This is a genomic window from uncultured Sphingomonas sp. (genome assembly GCF_964237335.1).
GTDB lineage: Bacteria > Pseudomonadota > Alphaproteobacteria > Sphingomonadales > Sphingomonadaceae > Sphingomonas.
The window spans coordinates 1-21041 of the sequence record NZ_CAXSHM010000022.1 but is presented as its reverse complement, the minus strand read 5'-3'; the positions used below and the strand labels follow the sequence as shown (position 1 = coordinate 21041).

The following is a 21041-nucleotide window of genomic DNA, read 5'->3' as shown; positions in this document are numbered from 1 at the left end:
ACGTCAATCGCCGACGTGTGTTGCCTCTCCGGGAGCGAACCGGGAGAGAAGGCGTTGCGACTCCGTCACCATGCCCGTTACAATCATCGAGGATCGCCCATGAAGTCGCTCCCCTCCGCCGCTCTCGCCGGTACGCTCGCCCTCGTTGCCTTGGCAGGGTGCAGCCAGAAGTCGCGTGACGACACGACTCAGGCCGCGGACAGCATCGCCGCCGACGCGAACACGACGATGGCGCGCGCGGTCAACAGCGTCGATGCGGCGAGCGACAAGGCATTCGGCAACGCGGAGCGATCGGTGGACCATGCCGGCAACTCGATCGATCGTACGGGTGACTCGCTGGACGGCGTCGGCAACACGCTGGACCGCGCCGGCGACTCGATCGGCAACACCGCGGATCGCGCGAGCCATGCGACCGGGCGCGCGCTCAAGCGGGCGGGCGACAAGCTCGACCAGTGACGCGCAGCCGCCTGATCCTCTGTTGCCTGGCGTCGGCGCTATCGCTGTCGGCCTGCTACCGCAGGGCCGAGGACCCGGCCGCGGTCACGCCGGACGAGCAGAGCCAGCTCAACGACGCGGCGGCGACGCTCGACGCCAATGTGGTGATCGCCAACGACGTGGACACCGACGCCGACGGCAACACGGAAGACCCATCATGACCAGCATCACGCCTCGCCGCCTCGGAACGACAGACCTGTCCATCGCGCCGTTGGTCCTGGGCGGCAACGTCTTCGGCTGGACCGCGGACCGCGACGCGAGCTTCGCGGTGCTCGACGCGTTCGTCGCCGGCGGCGGCACGATGATCGACACGGCGGACGTCTATTCCGCCTGGGTTCCTGGCCACAAAGGCGGCGAGTCGGAGACGATGATCGGCGCGTGGCTGAAGGCTAGCGGCAAACGCGACCAGGTGCTGATCGCGACCAAGGTCGGGATGATCCCATGGGACGACACGGAAGTCGGCAAGCTGCACCCCAAGCAGATCGCCGCCGGCGTGGACGCGTCGCTGGAACGGCTCGGGACCGATCGGATCGACCTCTATTACGCGCACCAGGACAGCGACGAGACGGCCCAGGACGCGTATGTCGAGGCATTTGCCAGACTGATCGAGGCGGGCAAGGTGCGCGCAGTCGGCGCCTCCAACTTCGACGCTCAGCGACTGAAGTCTGCAGTGGACATCGCGGCGGCGAACGGCCTGCCCTCGTTCCAGGTTCTTCAGCCTGAATACAACGTCGTCAGTCGCGCCAAGTTCGAGGGTGCACTCCAGGATTATTGTGTCGCGCGAGCCATCGGCGTGCTCCCCTACTCCGGTCTCGCATCGGGCTTCCTAACCGGCAAATACCGCTCCACGGACGATCTGGGCCAGAGTGTCCGCGGTGGCCGGATGACCGCGTTGCTTGACGGCAAGGGACCGGCGGTGTTGGCCGCGATGGACGCGATCGCCGCCGACACAGGCGCGACCCTCGCGCAAATCGCGCTCGCCTGGCTGATGGCGAAGCCGGGCGTCACCGCGCCGATCGCCAGCGCGACGACCGCGAAGCAGCTCGATGAGCTGATGCCCGCGATGACGCTGTCGCTGTCAGCCGAGCAGATCGCGTCGCTCGACGCGGCCGGCGGCTGAGCCGCGTGGCGGAGAAGGCCGAGTCCACCACCGTCGTTGTCGCGGCGCTCGCCGCAAATTTGGGCATCGCGGCCGCCAAGTTCGTCGCGGCCGCGCTTTCCGGTTCGTCATCGATGCTGACGGAGGGTGTCCACTCGGTGGTGGACAGCCTTAATCAAGTGTTGTTGCTGTGGGGCCAGCATCGCGCGAACCGGCCGCCGGACCGCTTCCACCCCTTCGGCTATGCGCGCGAGCTGTACTTCTGGGCGTTCGTGGTCGCGATCCTAATCTTCGCGGTGGGTGCGGGCGTGTCGGTGTACGAGGGCTACCGCCACATAGTCGCGCCCGAGCCGCTGCACAGCGCGACGTTGAGCTACGTCGTGCTCGGCGTCTCGGCGCTGCTGGAAGGTGCCTCCTGGACGGTCGCGGTCCGCCAGTTCGCACGGACCAAGGGCGATGCGGGCTGGTGGCAGGCGATCCGCCGGTCGAAGGACCCCGCGACGTTCATCGTCATGTTCGAGGACTCCGCGGCCCTAGCGGGGCTGCTGATCGCCGCGATTGGCGTGTTCGCGTCGCATGCGCTGAACCTGCCGTGGGTGGATGGCGCCGCCTCGATCGTCATCGGCGTGATGTTGGGCGGCGTCGCCTTGCTGCTCGGACGCGAATCGAAGGGGCTGCTGATCGGCGAGCGCGCCGACCCGGCCGTGATCGCGAGCATCCGCGCGATCGTCGCCGGCTTCCCGCAGGTGACGGCGGTGAACCATGTCCGCACCATCCACACCGGCCCGTCATCGGTATTCGCCGCGATCAGCGCCGACTTCCGCGACGACGTGACGATGGGCGAGGCGGAACTGCTGGTCGAGCGGATGGAGGCCGCGCTCCGCGAGGCGGAGCCGATGCTGTCGTCGATCTACATTCGCCCTGAACGGGCAGAGGATGCGCCGCGCCTCGGTCCCAGCGGCGATCCTGCCGCCGTTATGAGCGCGTGAAGAGATGGCTTCCGACACCGCACGCGATCGGATAGCATGGCGACATGATGCCGCTCCGCCTCCTCGCCCGCCCGCTGTTCCGCGTCGCACTTGCGCTCGCGTTATCGATGGGTGCCGCCCTGCCCGCGTCGGCGGCGGTGACGATCACCTTCTGGAGTCACGAGTTCGGCAACAACTTCCCGCACGCGTTCATCACGATGCGCGGTAAGCCCGACCGCGGCGGCGCGCCGGTGGACATGAACATCGGGTTCACCGCCAAGCACGTCAGCCCGGCGATCCTGTTCGGCGCCGTCCCCGGGATGCTGGAGCCTGCCGAGCTCAACTACATGAAGGGCAGCGACGCGCATTTCTCGGTGACGATGACGGACGACCAGTATCTTGCGGTGCTGAATCTGCTCGACGAATGGGGCCCATCCGGCAACCAGCGGTACGACATGAACAAGCGCAACTGCGTCACCTTCGTGAAGGTCGCCGCCGAGCGGATTGGGCTTGCTGGCACCGATCAGCCCAAGCTGATGAAGCGGCCGCGCTCCTTCCTCGTCGCGGTCGAGGCGGCGAACGTCGGGCGGGTCGTTCCGGTCGATCTGCACGGTAAGGAGTATATCGCGGCGCTGACGCCGATCCCGGGGCTTGATCCCAAGCTGCCCGTGCTGACCGCGACCGGCGCCGTCGCCCCCGCCGTGGCCTTCACCGACACGCGCCCGACCGCCGCGCCGACCGCCGTCATCACGACCAAGTCGATGGAGACGGGCAAGGCCGGGGAGACGGGCAAGGCTGGCGCCGAAGCCGCCACATCCGCTGAGACGCCGGCCAAGGCGGCGACCGAGACGAACTAGGCCCGCGCGCACTCGTCAGCCGCCGCGATGAACGGCTTCGCAAGGCCGTGGTACAGCCGAGTTGGGCACACCCACGCGCTGACCGCGTCGGCGATCAGCGCGGTGGCGAACAGCGGGATGATGAGACCGCGGCTGGCGGTCGTCTCGCTGATGATGATGACCGCGGTCAGCGGCGCGCGCACCACGCCGACGAAATAGGCGATCATCCCGAGCACCACGATCGCGCCGGGCGGGTCGGCGGGGAACAGCACCGTCAGCAGATTGCCGACCCCGGCGCCGACCGCCAGCGATGGCGCGAACACGCCGCCAGGCGCGCCGCTGAGCGTGGTCGCGAGCGCGGCGGCGAACTTCGCTGGGCCGAACCACAGCGGCTGGCCATGCCCCCCCACCAGCTGCCGCGTCGCCGCATAGCCGGTACCCCAGGTTACGCCGCCGCTGGCCAAGCCGAGCAGCGCGACGACGAGGCCGCATCCCGCCGCGAACAGGACGGGCGTCGCCTTCACCCGGCGGACCACCGGATGGGCAGCGACCGCGACATCGAGCACGATCCGGCTGAACAGCCCGCCCGACAGCCCTCCCGCGACCGCTGCCACGGGCGTCACCAGCAGGACGGTACGGACGCTCAACGTCTGGCCCATGGCCCCGAAATAGACATAGTCGCCGGCGATGCCGAGGCTGACGAAGCCGGCGATCATCACCGCCGCCATCACGAGCACCGCGACCTTCTGCTCATAGGCCGACGCGAGCTCCTCGATCGCGAACGCCACGCCCGCGAGCGGCGTGTTGAACGCCGCCGCGACACCGGCCGCGCCGCCCGCGATCAGCACCCCCGCGCCCACCGGCACGCGCAACAGCCGGCTGACCGCGACCATGATCGCGGCGCTCAACTGCACCGTCGGCCCCTCGCGGCCCACGGATGCGCCGCCGAGCAGCATCGCGAGCGTCAGCCCCACCTTGGCGACGCCGGTCCGCAGCGACACGAGCGGGCCGCCGGCCTCCCGTTGCGGGTCACGCGCGGCGGCGATCACCTGCGGGATGCCCGAGCCCCGGGCGGCGGGCACCCACCGATCCGTCACCAGCACCACCAGCGCGAAGATCACGGGCGTCAGCAGCAGCGCCGCATACGGCGCAGCCGCGACGATCCGGGCGAACGCGGCCTGCGCCGCATCGCCCCCGCGTGCGAACGCTAGCGCGGCGAGGCCGAGGAGGACGGCGCCCCCGCCTGTCGCCAGTCGCCGCCGAAGCCGGCGCAAGGCGTCGCCGCCCCGGTCGGACGTCCGAGCCAGCCGGGCGAGCAGGGCATCGAGCGAGCCGGCCATCAGGGCAGATCGCCCGCGCCCATCAGGCCGCGGTCCATCCGCCGTCCATCGACAGGTTCGCGCCGGTGATCGCGCTCGCCTCGTCGCGGCACAGGAACAAAGCGAGCGCGGCGACTTGCTCCGGGGTGACGAACGCCTTGGTCGGCTGCGCGGCGAGCAGGACGTCGTTCATCACCTGCTCGCGCGTCATGTTGCGCGCGCGCATCGTGTCCGGGATCTGCGCCTCCACCAGCGGCGTCCAGACATAGCCCGGGCTGATCGCGTTGACGGTGATGCCGTCGCGCGCCGTTTCCAGCGCCGCCGTCTTGGTCAGGCCGATGATGCCGTGCTTCGCCATGACATAGGCCGCCTTGTTGGGGCTGGCGACGAGCGAGTGCGCCGATGCGGTGCTGATGATCCGGCCCCAGCCCTTCGCCTTCATGCCAGCCAGCGCGGCCTGGATGGCGTAGAAGGCGGACGACATGTTGATGGCGATGATCGCCTCGTACTTCTCGGGCGGGAAGCTCTCGATCGGCGAGACGTGCTGGATGCCGGCGTTGTTGACGAGGATGTCGACGCCGCCCTGCGCCGCCGCGGTGCGCTGGACCATCGCCGCGATCTCGTCGGGTTGGCTCATGTCGGCCGGGTCGTAGCGTGCCTGGGCGCCGCTCGCCTCGGTGAGGCTCGCGCGGCTCGCCTCGACCGCCTGCGGGTCGCCGAAGCCGTTGATCGTCACTGCCGCGCCCTCGCCTGCCAGCGCCGTCGCGATCGCGAGGCCGATGCCGGAGGTGGAGCCGGTGACGATGGCGGATCTGCCGCGCAGGAACATAAAAGGAGGCTTCCATGAGAGGACGCCCGCGCGATGCGCGCGAACGCGCACGGTTGCAACGCCGGTGCGGCCAACGCATTGGGGATGCAACGACAAGGAACAGGGCGGCCCATGCGTCTCGACGACTTCGATCCGGACATCAACGTCGGCGACCAGCGCGGCCAGGGTGGGGGCGGCGGTTTCCTCGGCGGCGGCGGCGGGGGCGGCGGGATGCTGCTCGGGCTGCTGCCGCTGATCGGCAGCCGGTTCGGCTGCGGCGGGATCGTCGTCGTGCTGATCGTGCTGGCGGTGCTGGGCGTCAACCCGCTGTCGTTGATCGGCGGCGGCGGCGGGAACGGCGGCGTCGCGCCGACGCAGCAGACCGCGCCGGCCGGACATGCCGACGCGACCAAGGCCTGCACGATCGACGCATCGAGCAAGGCCGCCTGCAACGCGTTCAGCAGTGCGGACAAGACCTGGGCGGGCATCTTCCAACGCGAGGGCAAGCAGTTCCAGGCGCCCTCGCTGCAATTCTACAGCGGCAACGGGCAATCGGGGTGCGGCGCGGCGCAGTCGGCGATGGGGCCGTTCTATTGCCCCACCGACGACGGCATCTACCTCGACACCAGCTTCTTTCAGGAACTCCAAAGCCGCTTCCACGCCGGCGGCGATTTCGCCCAGGATTACGTGATCGCGCACGAGTTCGGCCATCATATCCAGAACCTGCTCGGCGTGTCGGCCAAGGTGTCGCAGCAGGAACAGTCGTCGGATCCGACCGACGCGAACCGGCTGTCGGTACGGCTGGAGCTGCAGGCGGATTGCTACGCGGGCATCTGGGCGAACGCCAACAAGGACCGGCTCGATCCCGGCGACGTCCAGCAGGGCATGACCGCCGCCCACGCGATCGGCGACGACACGTTGCAGCAGCAGGCGCAGGGCCGCGTGGTGCCGGACAGCTTCACCCACGGCACGTCGGCGCAGCGCGAGCACTGGTTGCAGGTAGGGCTGGACTCGGGTGACCCGGCGCAATGCGATACGTTCTCGGGGGCAATCTAAAATATATCCGGATCGGATGTAGTTCATTGGCCGATCGACGTGGTCGTGATAGGAAATGACTCATGAATGCGCACGCGCTTCCCTCTGCCGGCAAATACAAATTACGGGTGGACGATTACCTGCTCTTGGACGGCACTGGCGTGTTCAAGGGCGAGAAGACCGAACTGATTGATGGAGACATCATCGTAATGAGTTCCGAATGGGTGCCGCACATGCGGATCAAGGACGAAATCGCTTACCGTCTGCGTCGCCTGATCGAAGAGGAACGGTTAGGTCTATTTGTCGGAACCAGCGGTAGCGTCGCCTTGTCGGACACAGATTGTCCCCAGCCGGACGTCATCGTTGCGGAGCCGTTCACGAGCGAGATGGCCGTCCCGCGCGAGGCGGTACGGTTGTTCGTGGAGGTTTCCGCTTCGACATTTTCGTTCGATCTCAAGGAGAAGGCCGAACGCTATGCTTTAGCTGGTATTCCAGAGTATTGGGTCGTGGACGTAAGCGGCCGCTTGATCCACCAGATGTGGGCGCCCGCTGAAGTGACTTACGCGGAACGTCGCGAGGTGCCGTTCGAACAGTCGATCATCGCAGCGACGCTCGACGGTTTGGCGGTGGAAACAACCGCCTTGTGAGCCGCACGTGATGCGCATCCCGTTCGCTGATGAAAGCGCTTTTCTGCTCGGCAGCGGCCTGCATTTCCTCGACGAACTGCGGCAAGACGCGGAGGAGCTCAATTCGCCGCCAGCCGTTCGCCGGGATTGGCAGGTGATTGCCACATGGTTGCAACATGGATCGGGCCCGCTCGTTCCTTCGGAGAAGACGCGGGTCGAGCGAGCATGGGCGGCCTACCTAGCCGTCGGCCTCGCACCCTCGCGAGAATTGCAGCCGGCGTTCGATCACTTTGCGCAACAGGTCCGCGCAGCCAAGGTGGACAAGCCGCCAACGGCCGTGATGAACGTGTTCGACCGGCTGCTCGCGACGGACGATCAAATCGGCAGTAAAAGGGAAGCGGACCTTGCCGCGGAACGCGAGCGGTTCGCATCGATCTTCTCACGCCATGAAGTTCGCTCAAGCTCACCGCCTTGGCTGACCAGCGACCGACCCCTGCGATCTTGGCTGTTCCTCTCGGCCGTGTGGTTCGTAGTACGCTGTTGCATGCTCTGATCTTCGACCCATTCGATGGCGGCGGCTGGGATAGGATGAGCAACAACGAGACATTGCGCGTCTTCGTTGTCGCCGTCCTCCCGATTATCGCCGGCTTCTTGTTTAGGCTTTACCGTCGCTGGATCCGTTAAGCGCTCACCGCGTCAGCTTCTTGTATGCCAGCCGCGTCGGCCGATCCGCCGCATCGCCCATGCGGCGGCGCTTGTCCTCCTCATACGCCTCGTAATTGCCCTCGAACCACTCGACGTGGCTGTCGCCCTCGAACGCCAGGATGTGCGTCGCCAGCCGGTCGAGGAAGAAGCGGTCGTGGCTGATGACCACCGCGCAGCCGGCGAAGCTTTCCAGCGCCTCCTCGAGCGCGCGCAGCGTCTCGACGTCGAGGTCGTTGGTCGGCTCGTCGAGCAGCAGGACGTTGCCGCCCTCCTTCAGCATCTTGGCCATGTGGACGCGGTTGCGCTCGCCGCCCGATAGCTGGCCAACCTTCTTCTGCTGGTCCGGACCCTTGAAATTGAACGCGCCGACGTAAGCCCGCGTGCCCAGTTCCTGCTTGCCGAAGCGGAACACCTCCAGTTTGTCGCTGATCTCCTCCCACACGTTCTTGTTGGGATCGAGGTGGTCGCGGCTCTGGTCGACATAGCCGAGCTTCACCGTCTGGCCGACCTCGATCGAGCCGCCGTCGGGCTGTTCCTGCCCGGTGATGAGCTTGAAGAGCGTCGACTTGCCCGCGCCGTTGGGGCCGATCACGCCGACGATGCCGCCCGGCGGCAGCGTGAAGTCGAGCCCGTCGAACAGCAGCTTGTCGCCATAGGCCTTGGTCAGCCCCTTGGCCTCGATCACCTTGCCGCCCAGCCGCTCGGGCAACTGGATGAGGATCTGCGCCTTGCCGGCGACGCGGTTCTCCTGCTTCGAGACGAGCTCGTCGAACGCGCGGATGCGGGCCTTGCTCTTGGTCTGACGCGCCTTGGGAGTCTGGCGCATCCAGTCGAGCTCGTCGCGGATCGCCTTCTGCCGGCCCTCTTCCTCGCGGTCCTCCTGCTCCATCCGCTTGGCCTTCTTTTCCAGATAGCCGGAGTAGTTGGACTCGTAGGTGTAGTAACGGCCGCGATCGAGCTCGAGCACCCAGTTGACGACGTTGTCGAGGAAGTAGCGATCGTGGGTGACCAGGATCACGTTGCCGGCATATTCCTTCAGGTAGTTCTCCAGCCACGACACGCTCTCGGCGTCGAGATGGTTGGTCGGCTCGTCGAGCAGCAGAATCTCCGGCTTCTCGAGCAGCAGCTTGCACAGCGCGACGCGGCGCCGCTCGCCGCCCGACAACGTCGTCACGTCCGCCTCCGACGGCGGGCAGCGCAGCGCTTCCATCGCCTGTTCGAGCTGGCTGTCGAGCGCCCAGCCGTCGACTGCGTCGATCTTGGCTTGGAGCTCGCCCATCTCCTCCATTAATTTGTCGAAGTCGGTGTCGTCCTTCGGGTCGCCCATCTCGGCGGAGATCGCGTTGAACCGGTCGACCAGGTCCGCGACCGGCCGGACGCCGTCCTTGACGTTGCCCATCACGTCCTTCGTTGGATCGAGATGCGGCTCCTGCGGCAGATAGCCGACGCGGATGCCCTCGGCCGCCCAGGCCTCGCCTTGGAACTCGGGGTCCATCCCCGCCATCACCTTCATCAGCGTCGACTTGCCCGCGCCGTTCGGCCCGATGATCGCGATCTTGGCGGTGGGCAGGAATTGCAGGCTGATGTTGTTGAGGACGGGCTTGTTCGCGCCCGGGAAGGTCTTGGTCAGACCTTTCATGACGTAGCTGTACTGGACGGCCATGGGGCCATGCGCTCCTGGGATGATCGTGATGCGGGGTGTGCGACCGCAGATAGTCGGGCGGCCTCCTGTTGGCAACGCGGGCGCCGGCGGGCTAGGCCGGTGTCATCGACCTTCGCCAGGAGCTGCCATGACCTTGCTGCCGACCGTTCCGCTGATCGCCCTGCTCGCGCTCACCGCCACGCCCGCCGGTGCGCAGGTCGCGACGCGGCCGGTGCCCGGCCCGGCGACCGGTAACGTCAGCGGCCCAGCGTCGACGATCACGGCACCGTCGCGGGTGCGCAGCGGTCCGGCGGGAGTTGCCATCGATCCCAAGGTCGCTGCGCTGCGCGACAAGGCGATGGCGGACGACACCGCCTATGGCATCGTGCGCGATCTGACGACACAGGTCGGGCCGCGGCTCGACGGTACCGAGGCAGAGGCGCGAGCAAGGACCTGGGCGGTCGCCCGGTTGACGGCGATGGGCTTCCGCAACGTGCGGATCGAGCCGTACAGGCTGCCGGTCTGGACCCGCGGCGCCGAAAGCGCGGAGATCGTCTCGCCCTTTCCGCAGAAGCTGCGGCTGGTCGGCCTCGGCAACTCGGGCGCGACTCCGCGTGAGGGGCTGACGCTTCCGGTGGTGTATTTCGCCAGCTTCAACGATCTCCAGCTCGCGCCGGACGGCAGCCTCAAGGACAAGATCGCCTTCGTGTCCAACGTCATGTACCCGACGCAGGACGGATCGAGTTACGGCACAGCGGGTCCGGCGCGCTTCGTCGGTCCAGGCGTCGCGGCGAAGAAGGGCGCGGCGGCAATCGTCATCCGGTCGATCGGCACGGATCATGGCCGGGGACCGCATGCGGGCACCACCAATTTCCCGGCGGGCGTCAAGCCGATCCCGGCCGCCGCCCTGTCGGTCGCAGACGCCGAAAATCTGGAGCGGATGTTCGCGGCCGGCCAGCCGGTGACGATGCACCTGGTGCTCGACGATCATCAGGTCGGCATGCGCGACTCGGGCAATGTGGTCGCCGAGGTGCCCGGCACCGATCCCGCAGCCGGCATCGTGCTGGTCGGCGGCCACCTCGACAGCTGGGATCTCGGCACCGGCGCGATCGACGACGGATCGGGCATCGCGATCACGGCGGCGGCGGCCAAGCTGATGATGGACGCCGGCCCGCACCGCCGCACGATCCGCGTCGTCTGGTTCGGCGATGAGGAGACCGGCGGGTTCGGCGGTGAGGCCTATGCCAAGGCTCACACGGGCGAACGTCACGCGACGGCGGCGGAGAGCGACTTCGGCGCCGATCGCGTCTGGCGGTTCGAGACGAACTTCGCCGATCCCGCCAAGTCGATCGGCGACCGGCTGCAGGCCGCTCTGACGCCGCTCGGCATCGTGCGCGGGCGCGATCCGGCCGGCGAGGGAACGGACGTCGACCCGATCCTCCAGGCCAATCAGGTCGCGGCGGTCGACATGAGCCAGGACGGCACCCGCTATTTCGACGTCCATCACACGCCGGAGGATACGCTCGATCGGATCGACCCCGCGCAGTTGCGGCAGAACGTCGCGGCGTGGACGACCATGCTGGCGATCGTCGCCGATGCGCCGGAGGACATCGGCAAGGTCGTCCGCAATCGTTGAGCCGTGTGCCGGGCGGGGCCGAACGCCGCGGCAGGCCGGAACGATTTCCCATTGACCCGGTGGGGGCTGTCGCGGCATTCTGGCCCCTCGCGACGACGTTGGGGTCGGACGCGAATGGTTTTGTGTCCTTTGGGGGAGCCCCGCATGAAGAAGTTTGCCACCGTTTTCGTTGCTGCCGGACTGATGTCGCTCGGTGCCTGCCACAGCAAGTCCCCGGAGGCCGGCGCGGTCGAGAACAATGCCGACGCCGTCGCCGACAACATCGACGCCAGCGCCGACAACATCACGGCCCTCGCCGACAACTCGTCGAACGCGATGGCGTCGGACATGATGTCGAACGCCGCCGACAACCTGCACGACGCGGCCAGCAACGTCCGCGACAGCGGCAAGGCGACCGCCAAGAACATGCAGTAAGTCGCCGGCGGGCGCTGCCTGCCAAGCGATCGAGGGGCGCCACCTGCGAGGGTGGCGCCCTTTTTCGTGCACGCGGAGCTGACGCGATGGTGTGTCGGAAGCTCGGTGGAGCCGGCCGGGTGCCGGGTCAGACGGCGCGCAACCTCGCTCCGCCCTTCACCTGTTGCAGCGCCTCGTTGAGGTGCCGAGCGAGATCGGACTGCCGAAACGGCTTGGACAGGACCGCGACGCCGGTCGGCACGTCCTCTCCCTTGGCGGCATAGCCGGTGATCAGGAGCACCGGCAGCCACTTGTTCGCGCGGCGCAGCTCCTGGATCAGTTGCGCGCCGTTCATCCCTGGCATCAGATAATCGGTCACGATCCCATCGACCTCGATCCCGCCCCGGATCGCGGCCAGCGCCTGCGATGCGGATGTCGCCTCCGTCACGACATAGCCGATGTCGCGCAGCATGTCCGCGGTCGCGACCCGGACGATCTCCTCGTCGTCCACCAGCAGGATCCGCGCGGCCGTGCGGGCAGGAACCATTTCGCCGATGGCATCCGCCGCGGTGGCGACCGCCTCGTCGGTCACGGGCAGCCAGATCGTGATCGAGGTGCCCCGCCCCGGCTCGCTCTCGATCTGCAATGTTCCACCCGATTGGGCGGCAAGGCCGTAGATCATTGATAGCCCGAGGCCGGTTCCCTTGCCGACACCCTTCGTTGAGAAGAACGGCTCCGTGGCGCGGGCGAGCGTCGTCTTGTCCATACCCGTGCCGATGTCGGTCGCGGTGATCCGGACGTATCGGCCGGGCTTTAGATCCAGCAGATTGCGATCGTCGGCGTCGGTGCTGCTGGCGCTGATCGTCAGGCGGCCACCGCCCGGCATCGCGTCCCGCGCGTTGATCGCGAGATTAAGGAGCGCAAGTTCGAGCTGGTTCGGATCGACCCGAACGGACGGCAGATGATGCGGCAGTTCGAGAACGATCGCGATTGTCGGCCCGAGCGAGCGCTTGAGCAGGTCCGACATGCCCTCGATGAGCGCACCCGCATCCACCGGTTGTGGCTGCAATGCCTGACGGCGTGCGAAGGCGAGCAGACGCTGCGTCAGAGTCGCGGCGCGCTCCGCCGCCTGCATCGCGCTGCCGATCAGGCGAAGCGCCTTTTCGTCCTGCAGGGTGCGGCGCCGCAACAGGTCGAGGCTGCCGACGATCGGCGTCAGGAGGTTGTTGAAGTCATGCGCGACGCCGCCGGTGAGCTGGCCGATCGCGTCCATCTTGTGCGCCTGGGCAAGCTGCGCGTCAGCTTCCTTGCGGGCCGTGATGTCGGAGACGACCCCGGTCATGCGGACGGCCTTGCCCGTCGCATCGTATCGCGTCCGCCCTTTCGCGGCGATCCAGCGGTGCTCGCCGGTCTTGGTCGTGATCCCGCATTCGAGATCGAGCAAGCCGGTCGAGGGCGCTTCTGCGAAATGCGCCTCCACCATGTCGCGCTGATCCGCATCGACGTGACCGAGAAATACCGATACGGTCCAGTCAGGAATAAGCGTGTCGTGGCCGAAGATCTGGTCGTGCCGCAGGGTGCGGGTGACCGTGTGCGTCGCCAGGTCGATGTCCCAGCTTCCCATGCCGGCCGCTTCGAGCGCGAATTCGAGACTGCCCCTCGCCGCCTCGAGCTCCACGGTCCGATCGAGGACCGCCCGCTCCATCGCTTCGGCAAATCCACGAACCTCATACTGCCGCTGGCGGCCCTTCAGCGCCGATCGCACGACGCCGATCATCGCCTCGGCATGCAGCGGCCGCTCCAGCAGCACGATGTTGCCGAGCGCCTGTAGCCGTTCCAGTGCGGCTGCGCTCCGGGGTGCCCTGTGGCCGTTCGCCAGCACGACGAACTGCAGATCGGACCAGGCCGGCTGCGCCGCAATCCACTCCGACAACGGCCTGATCTCGCTCCCCGCCAGAGCCTCCTCGGTGATCATCACCGCGCCGGCGCCCGCCGCGATGGCGTCGAGCAGGTCGCCGACGTCATGGCACACCAGCACCGTCAGACCGCTCCTGGTCAGCAGCGTCGCCGCGACCTCGGCGTCGCGACCGCGTGGCGCAAGGATCAGGACACGGTCTTCCATCAGGCGGCGCCCGCTGCCACCGCCGGTTCGCCCGTCCTACGCATGAGTGTCGATCCCGCGCCCGAGAAGGTCGGGACGCCGGTGAGCACGCCCTGGAAGTCGCGCAGGACATCGCCCACCGAAAGGCCGTCTTCCGAAATCTGGAACTCGCGGATCGTCCGCTCGTGTCGGGCTGTGCGTGTCTTGATGACGGAAATCGCCTGTCGCACTTCGCCCCGCGCCTCGAAATAGCGCAGCTGGACGACCGTGTCGGCCAGGTAGCTCAAATCGATGTCCACGCGAACGTCGTTGGCCAGGCCGTGCAGGCCGAGGATCAGGATCGTGACGACACCCTTCTGCCCGAGGTAGCTCAGCAACTCGTGCATCTGGAGCGTCAGGAACTGCTCGTTCGGCATCGACTGGAGATAGGCGTTCAGGCTGTCGATCACGATCGTCTTCGCACCATGCTGCTCGACGGCGTGGCGCACCTTGCCGGCGAACTCGCCGGGCGACAGCTCGGCGGGATCGATCCCACGGATGTCGAGGTGACCGTTCTCGATATGGGGCTCGAGGTCCATGCCCAGAGCGGCGGATCGCTTGAGGAGCGTCGGCAGACGCTCGTCGAAGAGGAAGTACGACGCCTTGTCGCCCCGCTTCAGCCCGGCGGTCATCGCCTGGACGGCCGCCGTCGTCTTGCCCACGCCCGATGGGCCCGACAGCAAGGTCGCGGTGCCGGGCACCAGGCCGCCACCAAGGAGTTGGTCGAGATGCTCCGATCCCGTGGATGCCGGTGTATCGTCGAAGCTGCTTCCGTGTTCGGCCGCGATCAGGCGCGGGTAGACGCACAGGCCGCCGCGCTCGATCTCAAAATCATGGTATCCGCCCCGGAACCGCACGCCGCGCATCTTGACGACATGGGCGCGGCGCCGTTGCGCGCCGAAGCCGGACAACGTCTGTTCGAGCATGACGACGCCGTGCGCGATGCTCTGCAACTGAAGGTCGCTGCCGTTCGCGCTCTTGTCGTCCAGCATCAGCACCGTGCACTGGCGCGACGCGAAGAAATGCTTCAACGCCAGGATCTGACGACGATAACGCACCGGGGTCTGCGCAAGCAGACGCAGCTCGGACAGGCTGTCGATGACCACGCGGCTGGGCTTGGTCTCATCGACTTTCGCCATGATGTCCCGCACGGTTTCGCCGAGTTCGAGCTCGCTGGGGTGGAGCAGCGTCTGTTCCTGATCCTCGCCGAGACCATCGACCGGAACCATCTCGACGAGGTCGACCGCATCGAGCGACCAGCCATGGCTTTGCGCGACCGCCAGGAGTTCGACCTTGGTTTCGGCCAGGGTGATGTAGAGCCCCGCTTCGCCGGTTCGCGTCCCGGCAAGAAGAAACCCCATCGCCAGTGTCGTCTTGCCCGTGCCGGGCGTGCCTTCGACGAGGTAGATGCGCTCGCGGGTCAGGCCGCCGTCCAGGATGTCGTCCAGGCCATCGACGCCGGTCGACGCTATGTCCCGTCGATACGTTATCGTTGCAGTCAACCCACGTCCCTCCCGGCCCCACCCGCCATCCATAAGGACGGGCGGGCATCCTTGCCAGCAGTCATGTCTACAGCGGATCCGGCACTGGACTGACGCAGATCAAGTAAGTGACGCGCGGCCATTTGGAGGGCTGTCGTTCCGCCAGAGGTTTGGACGTCCGCGAACGTGCGTACGCTCAGGCAGAAGGCGCGCACCTCGCGCGATGTTAACTCAAGCGGGGGTGCCATGCCCCGAACGCTGCGCCTCCAAGCTCGCCGTATGTCGTCAGATCGATGACGAAGGCGATCTCATGCGTCAATAAAGGGCCGCATAGGCCGCTTTGCACATGCCTATCAGCAACAGCACGAAAAGGTTCGCGCCGATCACGAGGCCCAGCTGCGCGCCGACCGCTTCCGTATGCCCACCGTCCGCCCTCATCGTTATTCCCCCTTTGGTCTCGCCTACAAGACGACGCCGCTGCGCGACAACCGCAACGTTTTGTTAATCATCGGTCGCCGATTGATTGCCGCGACCGCTCCATCTCGACTGAACGAGGTCGCCCGCCCTCGCTTGACGGTCGCACTCGGCTGCGAGACACCAGCGCGGGGGAGATTTGAATGAGACGTACCGGAGCAATCTGGGCAGGGATGCTGCTGGCCTCCACCTGTTCGCCAGCGCACGCCGCCCCTGTAAGCTCGCCCGACGATGGCAGTGCGGTGGAGCGTGCATTGGCGGCGCACGATTATCGACGCGCTGAAATCGAGCTGAACTCTCTCGTCACTCGGCGTCTGCCAGCAACCGACAAGGCAGGACCCGACCCCTTGCTGGATCGCCTGTTCGCGGAGCTTATCTCCGTCAACGGATCGCCAGCCAGCGCGATCACGTTGCTCACGAGGCTGACGTCGAACCCTAAGCTGCAGAACATCGGCCACTATCGCCTGTTGCTCGCGACGGCGCGCGAAGAGGCTGGCCAGCTCGGCGAGGCGGAACAGACCTATCATGCCGTAAGCATGAATCACGACGCAACCGGAGGCGATCGCACGAGCGCCGCGATAGGCTATGCACGTCTGCGGATGATGACCAACCCGGACGAGGCCGTCGCCGCGTTGCAGGCCGCGCAGCCGCTGCCGGCGCAAGCATGGGAGGTCGACCTCCAGCGTGCCCGAGCAGAGACGCTGGGCGGACATGACGACGCCGCCAGATCGTCATTGGCCCGCGCCTGGGCGGAGGCTCCGCTTGCCGGTGCCGAGCAGGGAGCCGCGGCGCGAACCGCCTCCGACATGTTGGTCGCGGCGGGTCGGACGGGCAGACGCGACCAGTTGATCGCGCTGCTCACCGTAGACCGCCTCAATCGCGGCATCAGCACCGGTCAGGATGCGTTGGCGGCGGACGCCCCGATCTGCGGCTCGTCCGGCATCGCGCCGGGCGACAGCGTCGCCGTACAATTCGTGCGGCAGGCACCGCCCGGACGCCCGAGATTCTCCCTCGTCTGGGCCAGTCGCGCCAGCATCGCTGCCCCCTTCCTCAACGCCGTCGCGCGATCTGCAGGGTACAAGATCGAAGATGGGCAGGCCACGGCCGTGATATTGCGGTGTCGTCTCGGGCCTGCCGCCGACTATCGGGTCAATGCCAATCTCGGCGACCAGATACTGAGCTGGAGCACGAGCCGCGGGGCCTATCCGCTCCTGGAGACCGGCGAGGAAAGCGACGCATCATCGTTGGCGAGCGCGCTTGCCGAGCGTGAACGGCGTTATGGTCCCAAGTCGGTCATGCTGATGCCTGTGCTCCTCCGCGTCCTGTCCGCGACAGTCGCAGGCGGTTTCGGCGACCAGGAAGGGCGAACGCGTGCAGCGGCGCTCTCGCATCGCGTGGTCGACATCATCACCGCGAACGACGGTCCGCCTGACCTTGTCTTGCTGAGCACGCTGTCGACCACGTCCCTCGATGTGGCAGCGCAAACGAAGTCCGTCGCCGCGGCGCAGGCCAATTTTCAAATGCTTCTGAGCCAGGCTGAGAAGAACGCCGCCGTCTCGCTCGATACGCTTTACATGCTCGTGAGTGGCGCCACGGCTTCCTCGCAGGCGCCCAGCGCTTTGCGGGCTCAACTGCTCGAACAGGCCATCGCCGTCGTTCGCGCCCGCTCGACGTCACAAGATCCCCGAGCCTTGGCCCTCGCCCTGCGCCTGATCAGCGTTCGAGGGGAGCAGGGTGACGTCGCTGCCGCGACCAGCCTGGTCGACGAGTACAAGTTCGCGACCGATCTGTGCAGCGTCGCCGTTCCTCCGGTGCGGTTCGCCTCATCCAACATCACCTCCGAAGACTATCCGCCAGATCTGGTCCAAGCCCTGTTGCAGGGACGAACGGTGTTGGAGTTCGACCTTGATCCTGTCGGCGTCGCGAAAAGCCCGCGCATCCTTGTGTCGGACCCGCCGTTCGCCTTCGACACGGTGGCCATCGCGAAAACCTCGACCCTCGTTTACGAGCCAGCGAAGAAGGCTGGAACGGCGTTCCGCTGTCATGCGCAGACACAGGCGATACGCTGGCAGCTACCGTATTGACGTTTGGTGGGCCGACGAAGTGAGCGGACGACCGGTGAGGGTAGGAAGGGAACCCTGAGAACTTCACCGAAGCCCTCCCATGCGCACCCACCCTTGCCGCGCTCGCCGCCGCCGCGCTGATGGCGGGAACCGCCGCTGCCCAGACGCCGTCTCGCGCGGCCGTCGTCACCAAGGCCCCTGCCCACACCCCGAACGCGCCAGTCGTCCGAGCCGCCAAGTCGATCGACTGCTCCAGGCAAGCCGACGTTGAAAAGGCTGTACGGCAAGCCGCGCAAGGGCTTCATGTCGGGCTGCGAGAAGGCCTGAGTGCCCGATCGTGCCTAGAAGTCGATCGTCTCGGTCGTGCCGCTCTTACCGCTGAAGAAGTGGAGGCTGGACTTGCCCGCCGCGTCCTCCGTTACGGACAGCTTGTCGAACTGCCAGATCGTGGCCGCGTGGTTGGCGGTCCGCAGCGGGTGCGGGGTGCCGATGAAGGCCAGGTAGTCGGCGGTGGCGAGGGTGAACTGTTCCGGCTTCCCATGCTCGGAGACGCTCTTCTCTTTGGCGGCTGTCATCCTGTCGAAGATCATTATCTGGCCCAAATCTCAGCACGTTGGCGGGCGAGCTACCACGGGCGCACCGGGCGCGCCATGATCTTGACCGCGGTGGGCCGACCAAGGGGCGGGCGTCAGCCGTCGTCGCACAGTTCCTTGAACGCCCGAGCCCGCTCCTCGCTGAACAGCGCCAGGTCGATGTGCATCTCGACCACCGGGGTTGTCTCCGCGATTACCGCGAGGGCGACGTGCGTCTGCGCCTGGACGTGGAAACGTTCGATCAGGTCGTCGCAGTCGGTCATGTGGGCGCTATCGGCGGCGTCGGTTAACGGAGTGTCTACTGTCTGACCGGTTGGCGACGGCAAGCGGCGCGCGCGGTCAGCACGAGAGCCGTGGCACCCGCTTGCCCTTCGTGCGGCTTGTCAGGTGGAACAGGCGGCAGCGGTCGCAGCGGTAGGGCCTGAGCGGCGGCTCGACCTCGCGGGCGGCCGAGAGGGCGGCCTCCTCAGACGGGAAGCGCCTCTTCCTGAGGCAGACGCTTAGCTTCGTGCGCACCGCTGCTCCCCTTCGACTGACTGCTCTGAGGCAGGAATTGTGAGACAGCCGAACCCCGGCCGCGCATTGTCGATGCGAGGGTCGCACCGCGGCGGCAACTGCTCCGTGGCCGGTACAAAGGTCGCCGCGCTAATCTGGAAGGCCTCCCAGCCAGGACCCACGTGGGTTCCATTGCCAACGGCCCTGCGCAAGGAAAGCCGCAACTACTGTCTCTAAGTGCCTGTAAGTAGGTGGTGCCGCTTGCAGGACTCGAGCCTGCGACCCCCGCATTACGAAGGCTCGGGTAACGAGGTGGAAAAGTGAGGACTTCTGCGGGTTTTGGGATGTTTCCGCCCGACCTTGCCCAGCGACCCAGCCTCTTCCCAGCTTGCGCCAAGGCCGCCTATCAGGAGTTCCCTAGCGAAAGCGCCTTGGCGTGGGAAACCCGGAAATGTCGACCTGCGCTATACCCGGTTTAATGCATGCTCGACGTCGACCGGGTGCGTCACGACGATGGTGGGGCGAGCCGACGCCAGCTTCCGGACGGCGAGGCCGAACGCCTTGACGTGGTCCGACGCCATGTGCGCCTGCACCGTCGCGGTGTCCGCGCACGACTTGTTTACCCGAAGCGGCGTCCTCCGTTAACCTGCCGCTTCCGGTCGTATCACAGCAATCCTGTCTCTGCTTGCGAAACTGGACAAACGCTAGGCGTTTGGTTCTAAGCGGCTGACGGCAGACATTGTCGTGAGCGGGGGATATCAACATGAAAAGTCACGGGCGGCCGCTCCGCCGTTCGACGCTTGCGCTCGGCACGAGTGCGCTGGCGTGGAGCCTTGCGTCTCCCATGGCCGCCCACGCGCAATGCGCACCCGATCCGACCGTGGCGTACGGTACCACGACGTGCACGGGAACCGATCGCGACGGCATTCGTGCGACGACGACGGGTACGACGGTGATCGTCGGCGCGACCGCCTCCGTAACCTCATCCGCCACCCCAGCGATACTGGTGGACGTGCCGCGCAGTCCGGGATCTTCGATCTACGACACCGTCAACGTGCTCGGAACCGTCTCCGGCACCGGACAGAGCGGCATCACCGCCACGAGTGGAACGCTGTCCCTTTCCGGCAACTACTACAGCAACCAGCAGCTCGCGCTCACCGTGGCATCAGGCGCCAGCGTGTCGGGTACGACGGCGCTCGCCCTGATCCAGTCGGCCGGAAACGCGAGCGGGACCGTCGCCGCCACGGTGGACAACGCCGGCGTCCTGACCGGTACCGGCGGGACGGCATTGACGGGCAATGTGGTGTCGACCGCCAACGGCTACGCGGCGTCGCTGGCCAGTTTTACCACGATCAACAACCGCGCCGGCGGGAGCATCGTCGGGGGCATCCTGGGACCGGTCGGGATGCTGACGAACGCCGGTTCGATCAACGGGGGAGGCGTCAGTGCCGTCGATACCGGCAGCCTGTCGTCCTCGACCACCGTCACCAACGTGGCCACCGGCGCGATCCGGTCGACGTCGACGGGCGCGACGATCTCTACCGGTACCGGCTATCAGTCGATCACGAACGCGGGGATCATCGCGAACGCCGGGAACGGTGCCGCACTGTCCGGCGGCCTGGTGGTCGTCACGAACCAAGCCGGCGGCCGGATCACCAGCGCCAGCGCGACAGCCATCGCCGCGTCGAGCGCACTCACCCTGGTCAACCAAGGCACGATCGTCGGCAACGTCTCGACCGGCAACGGCGCGAGCACGGTCGACTCGTCGGCAGGCACGATCACAGGATCAGTGACGTTCGGCTCCGGCAGCGACACGCTCATCGCCCGCTATGCGGGAACGCGCAAGCTGGCGACCGGCGTAACCGGCACGATCAACGCCGGCGGTGGCTTCAACACCGAGATGGTGGCTTTCACCGGCAACACCAGCGTTACCACGCCGATCGACCTGGATGCTGGCTTCCAGCAACTGGTGTTCGCGCCTGCGGCCGGCATCACGGCCACGCTCCAGTCCGGCTTCACGACGTCGTCGGCACTGATCCTGGGAGGCGCCGGCAGCGTCACGAACCAAGCCGCGATCCAGAGCGTCAACGACGGCAGCGACTACAGCTTCAACAGCGTGCGGCTGTTCGCGAACGAAGGCTCGATAACTGGAGGCGGATCGACCAACAGCTATGTCGTTGTTGATTTGCACTGAGAGTTGACCCGGAGTTTTCATCGAGAAATGACCCGGGTC

General features: G+C 66.8%; 20 protein-coding genes. 12 read left to right on the top strand and 8 right to left on the bottom strand.

Annotated elements, in window-relative coordinates; translation table 11 throughout:
• The first annotated feature begins 99 nt into the window (after positions 1 to 99).
• The 5 genes from ACFE65_RS11790 to ACFE65_RS11770 are packed head-to-tail and all read left to right on the top strand — an operon-like array spanning position 100 to position 3419.
• Entirely contained in the window at positions 100 to 456 is a 357-nt protein-coding gene (locus ACFE65_RS11790; protein ID WP_375382555.1) for a hypothetical protein, read from the top strand.
• Complete coding sequence (locus ACFE65_RS11785) at positions 453 to 656, top strand: hypothetical protein (protein ID WP_375382554.1); 204 nt, start codon at positions 453 to 455, stop codon at positions 654 to 656. The genes ACFE65_RS11790 and ACFE65_RS11785 overlap by 4 nt, the downstream gene beginning before the upstream one ends.
• Positions 653 to 1615 (top strand): aldo/keto reductase, encoded by a 963-nt coding sequence (locus ACFE65_RS11780; protein WP_375382553.1) that lies wholly within the window; start codon positions 653 to 655, stop codon positions 1613 to 1615. The genes ACFE65_RS11785 and ACFE65_RS11780 overlap by 4 nt, the downstream gene beginning before the upstream one ends.
• Entirely contained in the window at positions 1612 to 2583 is a 972-nt protein-coding gene (locus ACFE65_RS11775; RefSeq protein WP_375382573.1) for a cation diffusion facilitator family transporter, read from the top strand. Before ACFE65_RS11780 ends, ACFE65_RS11775 begins: the two co-directional genes overlap by 4 nt.
• A gap of 47 nt (positions 2584 to 2630) precedes the next feature.
• On the top strand, positions 2631 to 3419 hold the full coding sequence (locus ACFE65_RS11770) for a hypothetical protein (RefSeq protein WP_375382552.1): 789 nt from the start codon (positions 2631 to 2633) through the stop codon (positions 3417 to 3419).
• Here the strand turns inward: ACFE65_RS11770 and ACFE65_RS11765 are convergent.
• Positions 3416 to 4738: a chloride channel protein gene (locus ACFE65_RS11765; protein WP_375382551.1), complete on the bottom strand. Its 1323-nt coding sequence runs from the start codon at positions 4736 to 4738 to the stop codon at positions 3416 to 3418. The two genes, ACFE65_RS11770 and ACFE65_RS11765, sit on opposite strands and share 4 nt — an antisense overlap.
• A 22-nt stretch (positions 4739 to 4760) precedes the next feature.
• A complete protein-coding gene (locus ACFE65_RS11760) occupies positions 4761 to 5546 on the bottom strand; it encodes a 3-hydroxybutyrate dehydrogenase (protein WP_375382550.1) in 786 nt (261 codons plus the stop codon).
• 111 nt (positions 5547 to 5657) lie between these two features.
• Here ACFE65_RS11760 and ACFE65_RS11755 point away from each other — a divergent pair, with 111 nt between their 5' ends.
• From ACFE65_RS11755 to ACFE65_RS11745, 3 genes are all read left to right on the top strand, one after another.
• Positions 5658 to 6581: a neutral zinc metallopeptidase gene (locus ACFE65_RS11755; RefSeq protein ID WP_375382549.1), complete on the top strand. Its 924-nt coding sequence runs from the start codon at positions 5658 to 5660 to the stop codon at positions 6579 to 6581.
• A 62-nt stretch (positions 6582 to 6643) separates the two neighbouring features.
• On the top strand, positions 6644 to 7207 hold the full coding sequence (locus tag ACFE65_RS11750) for a Uma2 family endonuclease (protein ID WP_375382548.1): 564 nt from the start codon (positions 6644 to 6646) through the stop codon (positions 7205 to 7207).
• 10 nt (positions 7208 to 7217) lie between these two features.
• Entirely contained in the window at positions 7218 to 7739 is a 522-nt protein-coding gene (locus ACFE65_RS11745; protein WP_375382547.1) for a hypothetical protein, read from the top strand.
• Between the two features lie 135 nt (positions 7740 to 7874).
• On the opposite strand, the gene ettA is transcribed toward ACFE65_RS11745, so the two are convergent.
• Entirely contained in the window at positions 7875 to 9554 is a 1680-nt protein-coding gene (ettA, locus tag ACFE65_RS11740) for an energy-dependent translational throttle protein EttA (RefSeq protein WP_375382546.1), read from the bottom strand.
• Between the two features lie 127 nt (positions 9555 to 9681).
• Between ettA and ACFE65_RS11735 the strand changes: the two genes are divergently transcribed.
• Together ACFE65_RS11735 and ACFE65_RS11730 are read left to right on the top strand one after the other, a co-directional pair.
• Positions 9682 to 11169: a M20/M25/M40 family metallo-hydrolase gene (locus tag ACFE65_RS11735; protein WP_375382545.1), complete on the top strand. Its 1488-nt coding sequence runs from the start codon at positions 9682 to 9684 to the stop codon at positions 11167 to 11169.
• Positions 11170 to 11313: 144 nt separating this feature from the next.
• Positions 11314 to 11583: a hypothetical protein gene (locus ACFE65_RS11730; protein WP_375382544.1), complete on the top strand. Its 270-nt coding sequence runs from the start codon at positions 11314 to 11316 to the stop codon at positions 11581 to 11583.
• A 127-nt stretch (positions 11584 to 11710) separates the two neighbouring features.
• Here ACFE65_RS11730 and ACFE65_RS11725 read toward each other — a convergent pair whose 3' ends face one another.
• The 3 genes from ACFE65_RS11725 to ACFE65_RS11715 form a co-directional block, all read right to left on the bottom strand.
• Positions 11711 to 13684 (bottom strand): ATP-binding protein, encoded by a 1974-nt coding sequence (locus tag ACFE65_RS11725; RefSeq protein ID WP_375382543.1) that lies wholly within the window; start codon positions 13682 to 13684, stop codon positions 11711 to 11713.
• Positions 13684 to 15204, bottom strand: coding sequence for an ATPase domain-containing protein (locus ACFE65_RS11720; RefSeq protein WP_375382542.1), 1521 nt, complete (start codon positions 15202 to 15204; stop codon positions 13684 to 13686). Before ACFE65_RS11720 ends, ACFE65_RS11725 begins: the two co-directional genes overlap by 1 nt.
• Before the next feature lie 294 nt (positions 15205 to 15498).
• Positions 15499 to 15621 carry a hypothetical protein gene (locus tag ACFE65_RS11715; RefSeq protein ID WP_375382541.1) on the bottom strand — a complete coding sequence of 41 codons (123 nt, stop codon included), beginning with the start codon at positions 15619 to 15621 and terminating at the stop codon, positions 15499 to 15501.
• Positions 15622 to 15830: 209 nt separating this feature from the next.
• Here ACFE65_RS11715 and ACFE65_RS11710 point away from each other — a divergent pair, with 209 nt between their 5' ends.
• Positions 15831 to 17741, top strand: coding sequence for an energy transducer TonB (locus ACFE65_RS11710; protein ID WP_375382540.1), 1911 nt, complete (start codon positions 15831 to 15833; stop codon positions 17739 to 17741).
• A gap of 320 nt (positions 17742 to 18061) precedes the next feature.
• On the opposite strand, the gene ACFE65_RS11705 is transcribed toward ACFE65_RS11710, so the two are convergent.
• Both ACFE65_RS11705 and ACFE65_RS11700 read right to left on the bottom strand, forming a co-directional pair.
• Positions 18062 to 18310 (bottom strand): hypothetical protein, encoded by a 249-nt coding sequence (locus ACFE65_RS11705; RefSeq protein ID WP_375382539.1) that lies wholly within the window; start codon positions 18308 to 18310, stop codon positions 18062 to 18064.
• Positions 18311 to 18408: 98 nt separating this feature from the next.
• Positions 18409 to 18576: a hypothetical protein gene (locus ACFE65_RS11700; protein WP_375382538.1), complete on the bottom strand. Its 168-nt coding sequence runs from the start codon at positions 18574 to 18576 to the stop codon at positions 18409 to 18411.
• Positions 18577 to 19760: 1184 nt separating this feature from the next.
• Here ACFE65_RS11700 and ACFE65_RS11695 point away from each other — a divergent pair.
• Positions 19761 to 21002, top strand: a complete 1242-nt coding sequence (locus tag ACFE65_RS11695; protein WP_375382537.1) for a beta strand repeat-containing protein — start codon at positions 19761 to 19763, stop codon at positions 21000 to 21002.
• Positions 21003 to 21041: the final 39 nt, after the last annotated feature.